The sequence below is a fragment of the Streptomyces sp. NPDC046203 genome (genome assembly GCF_040646255.1).
GTDB lineage: Bacteria > Actinomycetota > Actinomycetes > Streptomycetales > Streptomycetaceae > Streptomyces.
This window is the reverse complement of record NZ_JBEYZX010000034.1, coordinates 1-14,966: the sequence shown is the minus strand read 5'-3', so window position 1 is coordinate 14,966 and position 14,966 is coordinate 1. Positions and strand designations below refer to the sequence as shown.

The 14,966-nt window shown below is 72.5% G+C and carries 12 protein-coding genes; 8 read left to right on the top strand and 4 right to left on the bottom strand.

All coding sequences use genetic code 11. The annotated features are described in order from the left end of the window. Positions 1 to 52: 52 nt before the first annotated feature. Positions 53 to 565 carry a nuclear transport factor 2 family protein gene (locus tag ABZ990_RS22375; RefSeq protein ID WP_361234217.1) on the bottom strand — a complete coding sequence of 171 codons (513 nt, stop codon included), beginning with the start codon at positions 563 to 565 and terminating at the stop codon, positions 53 to 55. A 663-nt stretch (positions 566 to 1,228) separates the two neighbouring features. Here ABZ990_RS22375 and ABZ990_RS22370 point away from each other — a divergent pair. The 3 genes from ABZ990_RS22370 to ABZ990_RS22360 all read left to right on the top strand — a co-directional run bounded on the left by ABZ990_RS22370 (position 1,229) and on the right by ABZ990_RS22360 (position 5,509). Next, positions 1,229 to 2,434, top strand: coding sequence for a DUF2786 domain-containing protein (locus tag ABZ990_RS22370; RefSeq protein ID WP_361234215.1), 1,206 nt, complete (start codon positions 1,229 to 1,231; stop codon positions 2,432 to 2,434). A gap of 416 nt (positions 2,435 to 2,850) precedes the next feature. Further along, positions 2,851 to 4,896: an FUSC family protein gene (locus ABZ990_RS22365; protein WP_361234213.1), complete on the top strand. Its 2,046-nt coding sequence runs from the start codon at positions 2,851 to 2,853 to the stop codon at positions 4,894 to 4,896. A 391-nt stretch (positions 4,897 to 5,287) separates the two neighbouring features. Continuing rightward, positions 5,288 to 5,509 (top strand): DUF397 domain-containing protein, encoded by a 222-nt coding sequence (locus ABZ990_RS22360; protein ID WP_361234364.1) that lies wholly within the window; start codon positions 5,288 to 5,290, stop codon positions 5,507 to 5,509. A 320-nt stretch (positions 5,510 to 5,829) separates the two neighbouring features. On the opposite strand, the gene ABZ990_RS22355 is transcribed toward ABZ990_RS22360, so the two are convergent. Then, positions 5,830 to 6,348, bottom strand: coding sequence for an ATP-binding protein (locus tag ABZ990_RS22355; protein WP_361234210.1), 519 nt, complete (start codon positions 6,346 to 6,348; stop codon positions 5,830 to 5,832). Between the two features lie 330 nt (positions 6,349 to 6,678). On the opposite strand from ABZ990_RS22355, the gene ABZ990_RS22350 reads away from it, so the two are divergent. The 4 genes from ABZ990_RS22350 to ABZ990_RS22335 all read left to right on the top strand — a co-directional run bounded on the left by ABZ990_RS22350 (position 6,679) and on the right by ABZ990_RS22335 (position 10,648). Continuing rightward, the gene (locus tag ABZ990_RS22350) at positions 6,679 to 7,551 is read left to right on the top strand and encodes a helix-turn-helix transcriptional regulator (RefSeq protein WP_361234207.1); all 873 of its coding nucleotides are present in this window, start codon (positions 6,679 to 6,681) and stop codon (positions 7,549 to 7,551) included. A 162-nt stretch (positions 7,552 to 7,713) separates the two neighbouring features. After that, the gene (locus tag ABZ990_RS22345) at positions 7,714 to 9,174 is read left to right on the top strand and encodes an aldehyde dehydrogenase family protein (protein WP_361234361.1); all 1,461 of its coding nucleotides are present in this window, start codon (positions 7,714 to 7,716) and stop codon (positions 9,172 to 9,174) included. A 215-nt stretch (positions 9,175 to 9,389) separates the two neighbouring features. Further along, entirely contained in the window at positions 9,390 to 9,956 is a 567-nt protein-coding gene (locus ABZ990_RS22340; RefSeq protein ID WP_361234205.1) for a DinB family protein, read from the top strand. A gap of 77 nt (positions 9,957 to 10,033) precedes the next feature. Further along, entirely contained in the window at positions 10,034 to 10,648 is a 615-nt protein-coding gene (locus ABZ990_RS22335) for a PadR family transcriptional regulator (RefSeq protein ID WP_361234202.1), read from the top strand. Positions 10,649 to 10,695: 47 nt separating this feature from the next. Here the strand turns inward: ABZ990_RS22335 and ABZ990_RS22330 are convergent, their stop codons facing one another. After that, positions 10,696 to 12,114: a glutamate decarboxylase gene (locus ABZ990_RS22330; RefSeq protein WP_361234199.1), complete on the bottom strand. Its 1,419-nt coding sequence runs from the start codon at positions 12,112 to 12,114 to the stop codon at positions 10,696 to 10,698. Between the two features lie 128 nt (positions 12,115 to 12,242). After that, positions 12,243 to 13,565 (bottom strand): ion channel protein, encoded by a 1,323-nt coding sequence (locus tag ABZ990_RS22325; RefSeq protein WP_361234197.1) that lies wholly within the window; start codon positions 13,563 to 13,565, stop codon positions 12,243 to 12,245. Positions 13,566 to 13,933: 368 nt separating this feature from the next. Here ABZ990_RS22325 and ABZ990_RS22320 point away from each other — a divergent pair, with 368 nt between their 5' ends. Then, positions 13,934 to 14,701, top strand: a complete 768-nt coding sequence (locus ABZ990_RS22320; RefSeq protein WP_361234194.1) for a hypothetical protein — start codon at positions 13,934 to 13,936, stop codon at positions 14,699 to 14,701. Positions 14,702 to 14,966 lie beyond the last annotated feature (265 nt).

The window sequence follows — 14,966 nt, the reverse complement described above, 5'->3', positions numbered from 1 at the left end:
CCCCGCCGAAGCGGAGGTCGTGGCACGTTCCAGGCGTCCGTCCGCCTGTCTGTCAGGCGCCGGCCCGGGCCGGAGAAGCGGCGGCGAAGTCGTCCGGCAGACGCGGGGGAGTGCCCTGGGTCCACACGACCCGCAGCGCCGAGGCGGAGATCCGCCAGCCGTCGACCGTCCTGACCAAGGTGTTCTCGGCGTGGCCCGCGGAGATGAAGACGTTCCCCGACCCCGACTCCGAACCGTCCGCCAGGACGTGGGTGCTCAGCTGGGCGCCGCGGACCGTGGCCCGGTCGCCGTCGACCTCGATGACGTAGTCGGTACCCAGGTGCACGGTGCGGTCGAACAGGGCCATCCCGCGCCGGACCCGGGCCGTCAGGGCGTCGCGGCCGCGTACGGTGCCGATCGGCATCTCCGCGGTGACGTCCTCGGTGTGGAACGCGCGGGCCCACTCCTCGTCGAAGACTCCGTCGTCGAGCGAACGTACATAGCGGTTCATCAGGTCGGTGATCTCGGCGCGGTCGGTGAGGGACCGCAAACGGCGCTGCATCTCTTCGATGTCCATGATGTCCATGACCAAAGGCTCACTCCTCAAGCGCACTTGAGGTCAAGCCTGTCCGGAGAACTCCCCGGGCAGCCCCTCGGGGAGTTCCCCGAGGGGGCGTCGCGCGGCCGTGAGTCGGTGCCAGGTCGCGCCCGCGAGGGTGTCGCCGAGGCCCGTTTCGAGGAGGGAGACACAGGAGGCCCGGGTTTCCGGGGCCGCGGTGCGCAGCGCCTCGGCCGGCGCGGTCAGGCCGGTCCGGGCGCGGGAGCCGCGGGCGTGGGCCAGGGCGGCGAAGGCGGCACCGGCGAGATCGGCGTGCGCCGCGCGGACGGTGGTGACGGGCGGGGTGTTCGCGGGCGACAGGACCAGCGGCCGCAGGCTGAGCGTGGGCCGGCAGCACCTGCACGACGGCGTCCGGCGGGCAGGTCAGGCCGAGCAGCCGGAACACCGGTGTCGAGGTGAAGCGGGGGAGCGTGAGCATCGCGGCACGGTAGGGGCGCGCAAGAGGAGCGCGTGATGCCTGTGGCATATGACCACTCCTGAGAGTGATCAGTGGCCCGCGCCGGTGACGCCGCCCTGCCCCCGGTCCCCTCACCCGCCCCCTGGCTCCCTCGCCGCCCCGCGGTCCTCTCCCCACTCCCTCGAATGCGACCATCGAAGGAGCGGGGACGAGAGGCAGGCGAGGCGGCGCGCATGAGCGACAGCACGGTGACGGAGGCGCTCAAGGCGCTGTACGAGGCAGGGGCGAGCGGCGGCAAGGGAGGCCGGGGAAGCCGGGGGCGCGGTGGCCGGCGTGGCGCGGGCGCCGGGAGCGGTGACGACCGGGCGCTGGACACGGCGGCCTCGCTGCTCGCCGCCGACCCCGCCGCCGACGCCGAACTGAACCGGCGCGGCGAGGAGTTCGTCCACAGCCTGTGGGCACGGGGCTGGCAGCCCGCCGATCTCGTCCGGATGGCCCGCCGCGAACTCGACGACGAACACGTCCGCCTCCTCGCGGCACTCGTCCGCACCGAGACCGCCCGGTACGAACGGCTGCCGCACCGCTGGCAGGCCCAGCTCGACGCGTTCGACGACCTGCCCGTCTGGACGCCGCCCGACCGCTTCTCGTACGCGACCGCCGTCCTGCGGCTCTACCGGCTCCTCGTCCGGCTGCCCCGCCTCGACGCCGTCGGCCCCGCGCCCGGCGAGGCCCTGCCGCCCGCCACCCTCGGCGAGCCGAAGACGCTGACCCGGATCAGGGCGCTGCTCGCGAAGGCGGAGGCGACCCCGTACCCCGAGGAGGCCGAGGCGCTGACCGCCAAGGCCCAGGAGCTGATGGCCCGGCACAGTCTCGACGAGGCGGGACTCGCGGCGGCGGGGCCCGCGCCGGAGACGCCGGGCGCGCTGCGGATCGGGGTGGACGCGCCGTACGAGCAGGCCAAGGCGATCCTCCTCGACGCGGTGGCGACGGCGAACCACTGCCGGGCCGTGTGGAACGAGGCCCTCGGCTTCTCCACGGTCGTCGGGTTCGAGGCCGACCTCGACCCGGTGGAGCTGCTCTACACCTCGCTGCTGGTGCAGGGGACGGCGGCGATGACCCGGGCCGAGGCCGAGCAGCGGGCCGCCGGACGCAAGCGGACCAAGTCCTTCCGGCAGTCCTTCCTCCTCGCCTACGCGAACCGGCTCGGCGCCCGTCTCGCCTCCACCAGCCGCCGGGTCGCCGCCGAGACCCCGACCCTGCTCCCGGTGCTCGCCTCCCGCGAGGTCGCGGTCGGCGCCCGTACCGACGAGCTCTTCCCCGAGACCCGCGCGACCCGGGTCCGCGCCGCCTGGGACGAGGCGGGCTGGAACCACGGCACCTCGGCGGCCGACCAGGCGGGCCTGCGGGCCCCCGGGGCCCGGGGCGAGATCCGCCACTGACTGGGTCCACGGGCCGGGGGATCCGGACGGGCGGCCTGCCGGCCGGATCCCCCGGCCTTGCGGCCTTGTGTCCGTCCGGCCCCCGGCGCCGCCGGGCCGCTCGTCGCCCCCGTGCCTCGCCGACCGTCGTACGGCCCGGGCGCCTGCCCGCGCCCCGTCCGCACCCCGTATGCCGGAACCCGAGGCCCGGACATCGGTGCCCCCGCCTCCACTCGCCTGAACCCGCCCACCAGCACACGTCACCGAACCGCCAGCCGGTCGCCTTCGCTGTCCGGCCGTCTTCGCCGCCCGGCCGTGCGTCCCCCAGTCTCCAGCCCCGCCGAATCACCGCCCTCCCCCACCCCGCCTAACCGGATCGGCGTCACCCCAACCGCCCCAAATGCCCGGTTCATCCGCATCGCGGATAGGCTCGCCCCATGAGCTGGCTCCGGGCGCTGAAGGAGACCGCGCGCTCGGGGCTGACCGTCGAGCGGCGGCGGCTCGAACCGCTGATCGCCCTGCGCGGCGCGTTCGGCCTGGCACTGGTCATCGGGGTGTCCCTGACCCTGTTCGGGGCCGAGGTGGCGGTGTCGTCGGCGTTCGGCGCGTTCCAGGCGGCGATCGCGACCTTCCAGCGCTCGTACCGCCCCCGCCCCACCCTCGCCCTCGCGTCCGGCGCGAGCCTCGCCGTGTCCACCTTCATCGGCTATCTGGTCGGCTGGAACCTCTTCCTCTTCATGATCCTGCTGGCCCTGTGGACCTTCCTCGCCGGAATGTCCTGGGCCGTCGGCCCGAACGTCGGCGTCATCGCCGCGTCCAACGTCGCGATCATGCTGATCACGGTCACCCTCCCCGGCTCCATCGCCGCAGCCGCCGGGCACGCCGCGATGATCATGGTGGGTGGTCTGGTGCAGGCCGCGCTCGTCGTCCTGCTGCCGATCCGCCGCTGGGGCGCGCAGCGCGACGCGCTCGCCGACGCGCTCGCGGCCGAGGCCGACTACGCCCGCCGGCTGCGCCACGACCCGACCGCCGACTTCGACCCGCTGCCGCTGATGACGGCCCGCAGCGCCGCCGCCGTCACCCGCCGCCAGGCCCGCAGCCGCCCGTCCGAACTGTCCGGCGCGCGCGGGCTCGCCGAGCGGATCCGGCCGGTGCTCGCCTCGCTCGCGGACCCGGCGCTCGGCGTGCCGGCCGAGGGCCCGCAGCGGGACCGGGCGCGCGAGCTGCTGGCCGCCGCCGGCGAGATCCTGGACACCGCCGCGCACGCGATCCGGCACGGCGACCCGGTCGCGCTGCGCCCCGCCGCCCTCGCCGTCCTCCGCACCCCGGACACCGGCGCGATCCTGACCGGCGCCCCGCGCCGGGCCGCGCACCGGCTCGCCGCGCTCCTCGACGACGTCGTGGAGGAGGCGGAGCCGAGCGGGGAGACGGCCCCGACCGCGCTGCGCCGCCCCACGCTCGTCGCGCTCGTGCCGGTCGCGATCCGCAAGGCGCAGGCCGAGCTGCGGCACGAGTCGCCCGTCCTGCGGCACGCCATTCGGGTGACGACGGTGGCGACGGCGGGTTACGCGCTCGGCACCGTCCTCCCGCTCGGCCACGGCTACTGGGCGCCGCTGGCCTCGGTGATGGTGATGCGCCCGGACTTCTCGCAGACGTTCGAGCGGTCCGTCGCCCGTTTCATCGGCACCCTCGTCGGCGTGGCCCTGGCGACCGGGATCGTCCGCTACACCCACCCGGGCCCGTATCTCTCGGCGCTGCTCGCGGTGGTGTGCGCGTTCGGGATGTACCTGCTGATGCGTACGGGCTACGCCACGGGCCAGGTCTTCATCTCCGCGTACGTCGTCTTCCTGCTCGGCATGGCCGGCGCCGGCCTCGGGCAGACGGTCCGCGAACGCGTCCTGCTGACCCTGCTCGGCGGGCTCCTCGCGATGCTGGCCTACGCGGTCTACCCGGCCTGGGAGACCCCGCGGCTGCGCAGCCGGCTCGGGGACTGGCTGAAAGCGGACGGGCGGTACGCGGCCGCGGTCGTCGGCCACTACGCGCAGCCCGCCGAGACGGCGCTCGCGGACGTCCGAGAGACGCTGCTCTCGACGCGGGCGGCCCGGATCGACTGGCAGGAGACCCTGGAACGGGCCACCCACGAGCCGGTCCGGCACCGGGGGCTCTCGCACGCGGCGGCACAGGACGCGGAGGAGGCGGTGTCGCAGTTCGGCCGGGCCGCGATGCTCCTGGAGGCCCACCTCCCCGAGCGCGGCTCCCCGCCCGTGGAGGGCGCGGCGGAGCTCGCGACGGCACTGCGCAAGGTGACGGAACGGGGTGCGAAGGAGGTACGGGACCGCAAGACGCCGCGCTGGAACGAGCTGCGCACGCTGGTCGGGGCGTGGGAGCGGGGGGAGGGGGCGCCGGACCACTTCCTGCTGCGGAAGGGCGCGGTGCTGCTCCTGGAGAAGCTGGACGAGGTGTCCGAGGCGCTGGAGAGCTGAGCGGGCGCCCTCCAGGGCAAGGTGGTCCGGGTCCTTGGCCCGGTCGGGGGACGGCCGAGGGTTTTCAGGGGGTGACCCGGGGGTGATCCGGGAGTGTTCCAGGGGCGTTACGGGGGCCTGCCCGCGCCCCGTCGGCGTCCCGTTCGCGCCCCGTTCGGGCCCCGTCCGGACCCGCCCGGCCGGGATCGAACGGCCCCTCGCCGAAGGGGCTTTGACCTGGCAGACACGGTGAGTCGTGTAGTCGATACGCGACCCCTCGTGCACGTGCATCCGCGCGTGCATCTGCTCATGCAGAGGCACGTGAACAGGGCTATGATCCGAGCAAGTTGACACCTGCACCGATATCTCGGGGGAGCTCCCAGTGCACCACGCGCACCACGCGTACAACGGCATGGCGGCCACGGAGCTTCGTGGTGTCGTGTGGCAGAAGAGCCGGCACAGCAACTCCCAGGGGTCCTGCGTGGAGTTCGCGAAGCTGCCCGGCGGCGAGGTCGCCGTGCGCAACTCGCGGTTCCCCGGCGGCCCCGCGCTCGTCTACACGCCCGCCGAGATCGAGGCGCTGCTGCTGGGCGTGAAGGACGGGGAGTTCGACCACCTGGTGTCGCAGCTTTAGCCGACGCGGACGCGGCACGGCACGGCGCGGTGCGGTACGCGGAGGCGATCCCGGGCCGGGGGGATCCGAGAGCGCCGGGCACGAGAGCGCCGGGCGCGACAGCGGTGACACGAGAGCAGTGGCACGAGAAAGGGTCCCGGCGGCGACTGCCACCGGGACCCTTTCTCTCCCCCGTCCCCCGTATCCCCCTGTGTTCCCCCGTTTTCCCCGGATCCCCCGTGACACCCGGGGAGCTTGTGCCGGCGTCGGCATCCGACGCCGGGACGGTCGGCCGGCCGTTCAGTCCGTCGGCCGGCCCCTCAGCTCATCGGCCTCTCGGCTCATCGGTCCATCGGCCGGTCGGACGTCAGCCGGAACAGCGCCCAGACCACCTTGCCCTGGAGGGCGCCCGCGAGCGGGTGCCAGCCCCAGCCGTCGCTGAACGACTCGACGAGGAACAGCCCCCGGCCGGATTCGGCCGAGCAGTCCTCGTCCCCCTGTCGCGCCGCCGGGCTGTCCTGGCTGGGGTCGCGCACCGCGCACACCAGGCGGGACGCCCAGTGCATGAGGTGCAGCCGGACGGGCGGGTTCAGGCCATCCTGGCGTACCGGTTCGGGCTCCCCCGGTACGGCGTGCCGCAGCGCGTTGGTGACCAGTTCCGACACGACGAGCGAGACATCGTCGAAGCGGTCGGCCAGGTTCCACTCGCCGAGCGTCGACCGGGTGAACCGCCGTGCGCCGCGCACCGCTTCGAAGCAGGTGGGCAGGGCGCAGGAGGCCGAATGGGAGACGGTCGTGGGATCGATCGGAGGAAGCCCTTGTCGTAACGGCTCCAGAATGGCCGATGCGTTCGTCCCCATGCGAGGCACTCCCGGGAATCGCGACGTGTGGTGCGACAACTGGTGCGACACGCGGCGACACGAACGAATACGCGGCTGCGCGGACACCATCGTTCCCAATGCACCCAAGGGATGCAAGGGCAGATGCACGTGCACGCGCCTGACCTGTCCGCCCGCGCGCCGATTCTGTGCATAAGTCGTCCACCGCCGTCCGCCGTACGCGCCCAACCTGCCCGGAACCCGGCCCCGATGCGTGACCGCGTGTGTACGGGCTGAAGTGTTTAGTGGCAGAATCCGGGGCTCAGTGGGGGGACGTTCGGGGGCAGCACCGTGAATGGGGAGGCGTGAGCCGTGACGGCGGGCGAATCGAGCGGGGCGAGCGGGAGTGTGGTGCGCCGCATCCTGCTGGGCTCCCAGCTGAGGCGACTGCGCGAATCGCGTGGCATCACCCGGGAGGCCGCCGGATATTCGATCCGGGCGTCCGAATCCAAGATCAGCCGTATGGAGTTGGGAAGGGTGAGCTTCAAGGCCAGGGACGTCGAGGACCTGCTCACGCTCTACGGAGTCCATGACGAGTCGGAGCGCGGCGCGCTCCTCGGTCTCGCGCGCGAGGCCAACCTGGCGGGCTGGTGGCACAGCTTCGGCGACGTCCTGCCCGGCTGGTTCCAGACGTACGTCGGCCTCGAAGGGGCCGCCTCCCTCATCCGTATCTACGAAGTCCAGTTCGTGCACGGCCTGTTGCAGGCCGAGGACTACGCCCACGCCGTCGTCGCGCGCGGCATCCCGGACGCCCCGCGGGCCGAGGTCGACCGCCGGGTCGCCCTCCGCCTGGAACGGCAGAAGATCCTCTTCTCCGAGAACGCCCCGCGTCTGCACGCCGTCCTCGACGAGGCCGCGCTGCGCCGCCCGTACGGCGACCGGGCCGTGATGCAGGGGCAGTTGAGGCATCTCATCGAGATCTCCGAGCACCCGAATGTCACCCTCCAGGTCATGCCGTTCAGTTTCGGCGGACACGCGGGGGAGAGCGGTTCGTTCACGATGCTCAGGTTCCCCGAGTCGGACCTCTCCGACGTGGTCTACCTGGAGCAGCTCACCAGCGCCCTCTACCTGGACAAACGCGAGGAGGTGGCGCAGTACACGCGGGTGATGGAAAGGCTCCAGCAGGACAGTCCGGACCCCGCGGAAAGTCGCGACCTTCTCCGTGGTCTCCTGCAACTCACCTGATACATCAGTACGATGACGGCGTTTCAGTATGCGGAGCGCAATGCAGTGTGCAATGTGGAGTGACCGCCGTGACGCCGGCCAGGGCGGAGCGGCCGTCCGCCGCCGATCGCCGTCGTCCGTCATCGCGGGCGGGTAAGGAGTCTCGTTCCCATGACGACGTCGATGTCCTCCCACTTCGCCGAACTCGCGCACCAGTACATCGACGGCGAATGGAAGCCCGGCAGCGGCTCCTGGGACATCATCGACTTCGACCCGTACACCGGGGAGAAGCTCGCCGCGATCACCGTGGCCACGGCGGGCGAGGTCGACCTCGCCTACCGGGCCGCCGAGCGCGCCCAGACCGCGTGGGCCGCGACCAACCCGTACACCCGCCGCCTCGTCCTCGAACGCGCGCTGCGCCTCGTCGAGGAACGCGAGGAGGAGATCACCGCCTTCATCCGCGCCGAACTCGGCGGCACCCGGGTGAAGGCGGCCTTCGAACTGCACCTCGTCAAGGAGTTCCTGCGCGAGGCGGCCTCGCTGGCGCTGCGCTCCGAAGGCCGGATCCTGCCCTCCCCGGTGGACGGCAAGGAGAACCGGGTCTACCGCGAGCCGGTCGGGGTCGTCGGCGTCATCTCCCCGTTCAACTTCCCCTTCTTCCTCTCCTTGAAGGCGGTGGCCCCGGCCCTCGCCCTCGGCAACGCCGTCGTGCTCAAGCCGCACCAGAACACCCCGGTCTGCGGCGGCACCCTCGTCGCGAAGATCCTTCAGGACGCGGGGCTGCCGGCCGGACTGCTGAACGTCGTCGTCACCGACATCGCCGAGATCGGCGACGCCCTCCTCACCCACCCCGTCCCGAAGGTGATCACCTTCACCGGCTCCGACCGCACCGGCAAGCACGTCGCCGCCGTCTGCGCCGGACACCTCAAGCAGACCGTGCTCGAACTCGGCGGCAACAGCGCCCTGATCGTCCTCGACGACGCCGACCTCGACTACGCGGTGGACGCGGCCGTCTTCAGCCGCTTCATCGACCAGGGGCAGGTCTGCATGGCCGCGGCCCGCGTCCTGGTGGACCGGTCCGTGGAGGCGGAGTTCACCGGGAAGTTCATCGCCAAGGTCGAGAGCCTGCGCGTCGGCGACCCGTCCGACCCGGACACCCACATCGGCCCGCTCATCAGCCCCCAGCAGGCGCGGGCCGTCCAGGGGGTCGTCGACCAGGCCGTGGCGGGCGGCGCGACCGTACTGCTGCGCGGCACCGCGCAGGGCAGCCTCGTCTCCCCGACCGTCCTCACCGGCCTCCCCGCCGACTCGCCCCTGCTCGGCCAGGAGGTCTTCGGGCCGGTGGCCCTGATCGTGCCGTTCGACGGCGAGGACGATGCCGTACGGATCGCCAACGACACCCCGTACGGGCTCAGCGGCGCCGTCCACACCGGCGACATCGAGCGCGGGGTACGGGTCGCCAAGCGCATCCACACCGGCATGATCCACATCAACGACGGCACCGTGCACGACGAGCCGATCGTCCCGTTCGGCGGCGAGAAGCACTCGGGGGTGGGGCGGCTCAACGGCGACGCGATGATCGCGGCGTTCACCACCCAGAAGTGGATCTCGATCCAGTACGACCGGAGCACGTTCCCGTTCTGAGCCTTCGCCGACCCCGGCCCCGACCCCGGCCTTCGGCTTCCGGCGGGGTCGGCGCCCGGTTCCCGGTGCCCGAAGCCTTCTCTCCAGGCCTTTTCCCGTCCTCTTCGGGCCGACTTTCCCAAGGCGGACACCCGCTGTCCTAGTCGCTCCCTAACGTGGCCCCTGTCGGTGAAGAAAGCGACGAATTTCCATTGCGGAAGCAGGGATGGCGGACCATGAACGCGACACTCCCCACGGACATGCCCGGCGACGAGCTCGGCACGCTGCTCGACTGCCTGGAGGTGCAGCGCGCCGCCCTCGTACGGGCCTCCTTCGGGCTCACCGAGGAGCAGGCGGCGAGCCGCCCGACCGCCAGCGAACTGAGCCTCTCCGGCCTGATCAAGCACGCGGGCGAGGCGCAGACGAACTGGCTGCGGATGGCCCAGCGGAGGCCGAGCGAGGTACGGCGGAGCCCGGAGAACTGGCACGAGAGCTTCCGGCTGGTCGGCGACGAGACGATCCCGCAGGCGCTCGCCTTCCTGGAATCCGCCAACAAGGAGCTGACCGAGTTCGTCCGGAGCGTGCCCAGCCTGGACGAGACCTTCCCGCTGCCCGACGTGCCCTGGTTCCCCCAGGGGGAGGTCTCGATCCGCTGGATGCTGCTCCATCTGATCCGTGAGATGGCCCAGCACACCGGCCATGCCGACATCATCCGGGAGTCCCTGGACGGCAAGACCTCCTCCGAACTGATCGAGCTGGAAGCGGCCGAAGCGCGGAAGGGCGCGGAGAAGGAAGCGCGGTAGGAAGCGGAAAGAGCGGCGGAGGAGACGGATCACCGTCTCTAGTCAACGTTGATCAGTGCCCTCATTAGACTCGGGGCATGTCAGCGATCCGACTTCTCGTCCTGGGCGCGGTCAAACAGCACGGCCGCGCCCACGGCTACCAGGTCCGCAACGACCTGGAGTACTGGGGCGCGCACGAGTGGTCCCACGCCAAGCCCGGCTCGATCTACCACGCGCTCAAGCAGATGGAGAAGCAAGGACTGCTGCGCGCCCACGAGAGCGCGCCGAGCACGGCCGGCGGTCCGCCGCGGGTCGAGTACGAGATCACGGACGCGGGCCACGAGGAGTACCTGCGCCTGCTGCGTACCTCCCTCGCCACGTACGACCAGGCCACGGACGTCCTGTCGGCCGGCATCGGCTTCATGGTGGACCTGCCGCGCGCCGAGGTGACCGGGCTGCTGCGCGAGCGGCTGCGCGGTCTGGACGCGTGGCGCGCGGAGGTCACCACGTCCTACACGCCGGAGGGCGGGCCCGGACAGCTCGGCCACATCGGCGAGATCATGCATCTGTGGACGCACACCGCCGACGCCGGGCGGGCCTGGACCGCCGGACTGATCGAGCGGATCGAGGCGGGGGCGTACACCTTCGCGGGGGAGGGCGAACCCTTCGTGGGCGTCCTCGCGGACGGGCAGGAGAACCCGTACGCCCACTGAGGCGGCCCCCGGCTTCCCCGACCCCGTCCGGCTTCCCGCCTCTCCCCTCAGTGGTGGAACGAGGTCGCGGCCGTCTTGTCGTGGGTGAGCGGGCGGGGCTGGCGGCGCAGCTCGGGCAGCAGTCGTTTCAGGTCCTCAACGAACAGCTCGGCCAGATCGGCCGAGAAGCCGTTGCGGCAGACGACCCGCAGCACGGACAGGTCCTCCCGGTTCTTGGGGAAGGTGTACGCGGGCACCAGCCAGCCGCTCTCGCGCAGCCGCCGCGACACGTCGAAGACGTCGTACGCGGTGACGTCCGGGCCCGTGGTGAAGGCGAAGACGGGCAGCTCGTTCCCCCGGGTGAGGAGCCGGAAGTCGCCCATGGCCTCGACCCGTTCGGACAGGCCGCGGGCGACGTCCCGGGCGGTCTGCTGGACCGCGCGGTAGCCGGCCCGGCCCAGCCGCAGGAACGTGTAGTACTGCGCGACCACCTGCGCGCCGGGCCGCGAGAAGTTGAGCGCGAAGGTCGGCATGTCGCCGCCGAGGTAGTTGACCCGGAACACCAGTTCCTCGGGCAGCTCCTCGGGGGTGCGCCACAGCGCCCAGCCGACGCCCGGATAGACGAGCCCGTACTTGTGTCCCGAGGTGTTGATCGAGGACACCCGAGGCTGCCGGAAGTCCCACTCCAGGTCCTCGTCGAGGAACGGCGCGATCATGCCGCCGGACGCCCCGTCGACATGGACGGGGATGTCGAGGCCGGTCCGTTCCTGGAGCGCGTCGAGCGCGGCGCACAGATCGGCGACGGGCTCGTAGGAGCCGTCGAAGGTGGAGCCGAGGACGGCGACGACCCCGATGGTGTTCTCGTCGCAGAGCGCCGCCGCGGCCTCCGGGTCGAGGTGGAACCGCTCGCCCTCCATGGGGACGAGCCGGGGCTCGACCTCCCAGAAGTTGCAGAACTTCTCCCAGCAGACCTGCACGTTGATCCCCATGACCAGATTGGGGCGGGCGCCGGGGTAGCGGTCGGCGTTGCGCCTGGTCCAGCGCCGCTTGAGGGCCATTCCGGCGAGCATGCACGCCTCGGAGGAGCCGGTGGTGGAACAGCCGACGGCCGCCGACGGGTCGGGGGCGTGCCAGAGCTGGGCGAGCATGGCGACGCAGCGGCGCTCAAGTTCGGCGGTGCGCGGGTACTCGTCCTTGTCGATCATGTTCTTGTCGCGGCAGTCGTTCATCAGCACCCCGGCCTGCGGCTCCATCCAGGTGGTGACGAAGGTGGCCAGGTTGAGCCGCGAGTTGCCGTCGAGCATCAGCTCGTCGCGCACCAGCTGGTACGCGCTCATCGGCGGCAGCGGCCCGTCGGGCAGCCGATGGCGCGGCGGGGCCTCGGTCATGCCGCCGACGGGGTTGGCCTCGCCGTAGAACGGGTTGAAGGCCAGTTTCCGGAACGGCTTCTCGGCCTCCGGCCCCTCGGGGCCCTTGTGCAGCGCCACGGTGGACTCCTTCTGGTGAGTGCGGGGGTGGTGAGTGCGGTGAGTGCGGGAGTGGTGAGGGATACGGGGGATGCGGGGGACGCGGGGGTACGGCCCGGGGCGGGCGGGGCGAGTGGGGAGGGCGGGTCTCAGTGCAGGGCGTGACCGTCCTCGTCGAGTTCCAGCAGGGGGCGTCCGGTGACGGCCAGCCAGGCGGGCAGGGACGCGAGACAGAGCAGCGCGAGGATCGCCGGGGAGGCGGCGACGACGGCGGCGACGAAGAGGCTCACCCAGCCCTGCCGGGTGGTGGCGAGCAGCACGCCGAGGACCGCGGAGGAGACCGCCACCGCCGGATGGATCGCGGGCACCACCGCCTGGGCGGCCAGCCCGAACGCGGCGCCGATGAAGACCATGGGGAAGACCCGGCCGCCGCGGAAGCCCGCGGCGGCGGCGACCAGCAGCGCGGCCGACTTGACCACGGCCAGGCCCAGCAGCTCGCCCCAGCCGTAGGAGGTGGAGGAGGCGACCAGTTCACGGGTCTCGGCCAGGCCCTTGAAGAGGGTCAGATGCCCGCCGAGCACCCCGAGCAGACCGAGGACGAGCCCGCCGAGCGGCAGCACCAGCATCGGATGCCGGAGCCGGCCGAGCGCCCGGTGGAGGGTAGGGAACACCGCGCAGGCGAGCAGCCCGAAGAAGGCGGCGAGCGTCGCCACGACGAGGGCGGCGAGCAGATCCCCGAAGCCGGGGGAGTCCAGCGGCGGCAGGCCCATGGCGAAGCCGGGGTGGGAGGCCAGCTGGGTGGTCAGCGCTCCGGCGCCGGCCGCCACCAGTGGCGCGAACAGCCGGTCCCACAGCGAACCGCCCATCCCGCCCGCCCCGCCGGGCCGAGGTGCCCCCGGCTTGGTGGCGAGGGTCTCGGACAGGACGAGCGCGGCGGCCACGGGCGTGCCGAACAGCGCGCCGAAGGTCCCCGCGGTGGCGAGCCCCACCCACAGCGCGCCCGGCGGCGCAGGCCGGCCCGGACGGGCGACCATCCGGCCGAGCCAGTACGCGAGGGCGACGGCCGCCGCGATCGTCGGGTTCTCCGGACCGAGGCTGACCCCGCCGGCCAGCGACAGGGTGCTGGCCAGCAGCAGCCCGGGCACCACCCCGGCGGCGAGCGGCGGCCCGCCGAGCCCGGAGGCCGCCGGGTCGGGCCCCGCGTGCCCGTACACCTTCCAGACGACCAGCCCCACCGCGATCCCGGTCGCCGTGAGCACGGAGATCACCCACAGCGCGGAGTAGCGGCCGACGCCGAGCGCGTCCGGCAGGGTGGACCACAGCACGTGCTGGAGCTGTTCGGCCAGGGCACTGATGCCCAGGAACAGCAGCCCCGCGCCCACCCCGACCACCAGTGCGGGCAGGATCTGGGGCAGCAGCGTCCTCAGAGGCGTCCCGGGGACGGGAGTGGGGGCGGGTGCTTCGACGGCCACGGGCCCACCATAAGTGGGCAAAAGGGGCGCGACATCCCGAGATCCGCGAGCGGGTCGGGGCCGCACCTCACGTCACGTCAGTGCCCCTGGGGGAATGCGACCGGCACCTGAAGCGGAGGAAAACCGATGGAGCACGCGGCCGGACAGGCCGCCGGGCTCGCCGGGGTCCACGCACTGCTCGACGTCCTTGAGCGGGAGCGCGCGTGAGGCGCCTCCACCGACCGCCCCCGAGAGGGACGGGTCCGGAGCGGGCCGAAGCGGGCCCGGACGGGGGCAGGCGGAACAGTGTTTATCCTCGTGCCACCCGCCATGTCTGCGGCCGGGGGGACTGATTCGGCCGGGGCGGGCTCGACACAGAGGGGATTTCCTTGCGCGCGACATCCATCGGCGCCGTACTCACCGGCGCCCTGGTCCTTTCCGCCTCCGCCGTCACCGCTCCGGCCGCGCAGGCCGCGGAGACCGGAATAGTGATCAAGAACGTGTCCGTGAACGGTGGCAAGCCCATCGTCCTCGGCACCACCCAGACCGAGTCGTTCACCCTCTCGGTGACGGCTTCGGACAACTCGGGAATCAGTGGCAAGTTCGCGTTCCTGATGATCCAGCGCCAGGTCGGCAGCAGCTACTGGGCGTACAGCGGCACTCCGAAGTGCACCGCGAGCAGCGCCACCACCTCGACCTGCAAGCTCGACTTCAAGCTCGACTCGGGCTGGGGCGTGCCGCGCAACACCCTCGCGGGGCCGTGGAAGGTGGTCGTCCAGCTCCAGGCCAAGGACGGCGACCTCTACAACAACGGGGGCAAGCTCACCCACCCGGTCCTGCGCCGCGCCAAGCTCACCGCGGACGCCGGGCCCGAGCCGGTGGCCAAGGGCAAGACGCTCAAGGTCACGGGCAAGCTGACCCGCGCCAACTGGGACAAGCGCACCTACTGGGGCTTCCCCGGCGTGCCCGTGAAGCTGCAGTTCCGCAAGGCGGGGACCAACACCTACACGACGGTCAAGACGGTCACGACCAATTCGTCGGGCAACCTGTCGACGACGGTCAAGGCCTCGGCCGACGGCTACTGGCGCTGGTCCTTCGCGGGCACCTCCACCACGTCGGCGGTCAACGCCACCGGCGACTACGTCGACGTGCGCTGATACCCCCGCCCGCCCCGCCCCGCCCGCCCCGCCAGGCACCGGCCGGTCCCGCCCGGTCAGCCCAGCTCGCCCTGCCCGGCTCGCCCCGCCCCGGTCGGCTCACCCCGGCCGGCCGGGTCGGCCGGCCGGGGCGGCCAGGCCGGCCCGCGCCGTCCCGGAGCCGCCCTCTTCGCGTGTTGTGGTGGGGGGGGGGTCGGCAGCGCACCCCCCGGACGGGCCGCCAGCGCCCCGCCCACCCGCGCCACACCCACCCACCCCCCCCCCC

Bases quoted from the DNA above. Each gene is read 5' to 3' on its own strand.
- ABZ990_RS22375 (WP_361234217.1), bottom strand. From the start codon at position 565: ATGGACATCATGGACATCGAAGAGATGCAGCGCCGTTTGCGGTCCCTC.
- ABZ990_RS22370 (WP_361234215.1), top strand. From the start codon at position 1,229: ATGAGCGACAGCACGGTGACGGAGGCGCTCAAGGCGCTGTACGAGGCA.
- ABZ990_RS22365 (WP_361234213.1), top strand. From the start codon at position 2,851: ATGAGCTGGCTCCGGGCGCTGAAGGAGACCGCGCGCTCGGGGCTGACC.
- ABZ990_RS22360 (WP_361234364.1), top strand. From the start codon at position 5,288: ATGGCGGCCACGGAGCTTCGTGGTGTCGTGTGGCAGAAGAGCCGGCAC.
- ABZ990_RS22355 (WP_361234210.1), bottom strand. From the start codon at position 6,348: ATGGGGACGAACGCATCGGCCATTCTGGAGCCGTTACGACAAGGGCTT.
- ABZ990_RS22345 (WP_361234361.1), top strand. From the start codon at position 7,714: ATGTCCTCCCACTTCGCCGAACTCGCGCACCAGTACATCGACGGCGAA.
- ABZ990_RS22340 (WP_361234205.1), top strand. From the start codon at position 9,390: ATGAACGCGACACTCCCCACGGACATGCCCGGCGACGAGCTCGGCACG.
- ABZ990_RS22335 (WP_361234202.1), top strand. From the start codon at position 10,034: ATGTCAGCGATCCGACTTCTCGTCCTGGGCGCGGTCAAACAGCACGGC.